The 3,001-nt window shown below is 51.8% G+C and carries 3 protein-coding genes; all 3 read left to right on the forward strand.

All coding sequences use genetic code 11. The features are described from left to right. Positions 1-223 (forward strand): VOC family protein (locus HKN79_00470; GenBank protein NNC82025.1); only part of this gene is annotated, 223 nt, incomplete at its 5' end. 36 nt (positions 224-259) lie between these two features. After that, complete coding sequence (locus HKN79_00475; protein ID NNC82026.1) at positions 260-1,495, forward strand: imidazolonepropionase; 1,236 nt, start codon at positions 260-262, stop codon at positions 1,493-1,495. Positions 1,496-1,563: 68 nt separating this feature from the next. After that, positions 1,564-2,904: a Trk system potassium transporter TrkA gene (gene trkA / locus HKN79_00480; protein NNC82027.1), complete on the forward strand. Its 1,341-nt coding sequence runs from the start codon at positions 1,564-1,566 to the stop codon at positions 2,902-2,904. The last annotated feature ends 97 nt before the right edge of the window (positions 2,905-3,001 follow it).

The raw sequence follows: 3,001 nt of genomic DNA on the forward strand, positions 1-3,001 counted from the left end.
GGGAGTCCACCCGGCCGATGCCAGCGGTCAAGAAGGTGCTCCCTCAGGCACCCCTGACATCTCCTTCTACTGCGAGGATATCGAGCAAACGGTGAAGGAAATGAAGGCCAAAGGCGTGGAATTCAAAGGCGAGATCGAAGACCATGGCTATGGCTGGGTGACCTATTTCAAAGCCCCGGGAGATTTCTATCTCCAGCTCTATCAACCCAAGTACGGGAAATGATCCTGCCTTGAGTCATTCCTTACCTTCATCGCCTTCATGAGCACACTCATCACCCACATCGGTACCTTACTCGGAATCCGAGAAGATGGCAAACTGCGTCTGCGAGGAGCTGAACTTCGAGAGACCGGCTCCTTGAATGATGCTTGGCTGATATGTCAGGATGGTGAAATCAAAGATTATGGTCCGATGGCCGAGCTGCCTGACCATGCAGGTATGGTTACCATCGATGCCCGAGGCGGACATGTGATACCGGCCTATTGCGATTCGCATACGCATATCGTCTTTGCTCAGACCCGTGAGGGGGAATTCCAAGACCGCATAGCTGGATTGAGCTATGAGCAGATCGCCCAACGCGGAGGAGGTATTCTGAACTCGGTAGAAAAATTACGGGCCATGCCCGAGGAAGAACTCTATGAAGCCTCATACAGGCGCTGCTTGGAGATTATGCAACAAGGCACGGGGTCGATAGAGATCAAGAGCGGATATGGCTTGGATACCGCCTCCGAACTCAAGATGCTACGTGTCGCCCGTAGACTGGGTGAAGCCCTTCCCTTGCAGGTGAAGACCACTCTATTGGCTGCCCATGCCTATCCACGTGAATTCGCGGATGACCATGCAGGCTACATCGACTTGATCTGCGATGAGATCATCCCTCACGTAGCCGAAGAAGGCCTGGCCGACTACATCGATGCCTTCTGTGAACGCGGCTACTTCGATGCGCAGGAAACAGAACGCATTCTGGAGGCCGGTCAGAAATACGGTCTCCGTCCCAAGGTGCATGTCAATCAGTTCTCATCCTGTGGTGGGATACAGTCCTCACTGAAATACGATGCGCTCTCGGTCGATCATCTGGAGGTGATGGAGGGCTCCGACCTAGAGGACGTCTGTCAGTCGGACACGATCGCCACTGCGCTTCCGGCCTGTAGTTTCTTCATCGATATACCTTATACACCGGCACGTGATATCATCGATAGCAACGGCTTGCTCGCATTGGCCACGGATTATAATCCGGGTTCTAGCCCTACGGGGAACATGTCATTTGTGCTCAGTTTGGCCTGCATACGCATGAACATGCATCCCATCGAGGCACTCAATGCGGCCACTCTCAACGGTGCTGCAGCCATGGAACTCTCTGATACTACAGGGAGCATCACACGCGGCAAGCGGGCCGACCTCATCATCACCCGACCGATGAAGGAATTTGCCCTGCTGCCCTACCGTTTTGCCGATCGGATGATCGAACGGGTAGTATTGAACGGCAGACCCGTATAAATTCTCACCGATTCCCTATAGGTGACCATTCAAAGGCGCATACCTTTGTCCATCTCTTTGATCGACCCATGAGAATTGTAATAGCAGGAGCAGGAGATGTAGGTTTCCATTTGGCCCGACTCTTGGCCTTGGAGAGTCATCAGACTTCCATCATAGATACCGATGCTGAGAAACTCGACTATGTTGCCAAACACTTGGACGTACATACCATCCTCGGGACCAGTACTTCCTTCAAGATATTGCGCGAGGCCCAGGTGGAGAATTGCGACCTATTCATCGCGGTGACCTCCTCGGAAGAAGTCAATTTCACGAGTGCCGTTATCTCCAAGCGGCTGGGTGCCAAGCGTACCATCGTACGGGTGAGTAATGTGGAATACATGATGGCCCGCAAGGATACCTTCATGAAGGAGATCGGGATCGATGAGGTCATCCTGCCGGAGACCTTGGCGGCCCAAGAGATCAAGCGTTTGGTCAATCACTCCGTACTGACCGATCACTTCTCCTTCGAGAACGGGAAGCTCGCTCTGATGGGTATCAAGATCGATGAGCATTCCAAACTGCTCAACAAGACCCTCGCTGAACTCTATCCCAACGGGGAGCGCAAGCATTTCAAGAATGTAGCCGTACTCCGCCACAATGAGACCATCATCCCTGAGGAAGGTACCCGATTCGAGATGGGGGATCATACCTATTTCATCACCGACCCCGAAGGAGAACCCAACATACTCTCCATCACCAATCAGGACCAGAAAGAGGTCAACCGGATCATGGTATTGGGGGGTGGCAAGATCGGCTATCATGCGGCTCGACTCCTCAGTAAGAAATACACCGTAAAGATTATCGAGAAGGACAAGCAACGCTGTCACACACTCGCTTCTGACCTGAGCGGGGTGCTTGTCATACATGGTGACCCTCGGAACATCGAATTGCTGGAAGAAGAACATCTCGATGAGATGGACATGGTGATCGCGGTGACGGAGAATTCAGAGACCAATATCATCTCCTGCTTGACGGCCAAGAATCACGGTGTGAGAAAGACCATCGCTCTGGTGGAGAACATGGACTATATCCATATCTCCCAAGGCGTAGGGGTAGATACCATGATCAATAAGCGGCTCATCGCAGCTAATTTCATCTTCCGATACATACGTAAAGGGGATGTGATGGCCATGGCGGGTCTGCATGGTGCGGACTGTGAGGTATTGGAATTCGAAGTGAATCCCACTGATCCGATCCATCACAAGAGTATCAGCAAGATCAAATTTCCCAAGGGTGCGCGTATAGGTGGGGTGATACTCGATGGGGTCGGTATCATTCCTGATAAGGATTTCCTCTTCCGCGATAAGGATTTGGTCGTAGTGCTTTCCAAACCGGAATGCATCAACAAGGTCGAGAAATTCTTTGCCTGATGATCAAGTACAGGATCGTCCTCAAATTCCTGAGTTTTTTATTGATGTTCAACGGTGGCTTCATGCTACTTACCCTACCTGTAGCCTGGCATCACAG

The sequence above is a fragment of the Flavobacteriales bacterium genome, assembly GCA_013001705.1.
Classification (GTDB): domain Bacteria; phylum Bacteroidota; class Bacteroidia; order Flavobacteriales_D; family JABDKJ01; genus JABDLZ01.

Excerpts from the sequence above, each read along its gene's own strand:
- HKN79_00475 (NNC82026.1), top strand. The coding sequence starts at position 260 with ATGAGCACACTCATCACCCACATCGGTACCTTACTCGGAATCCGAGAA.
- trkA (NNC82027.1), top strand. The coding sequence starts at position 1,564 with ATGAGAATTGTAATAGCAGGAGCAGGAGATGTAGGTTTCCATTTGGCC.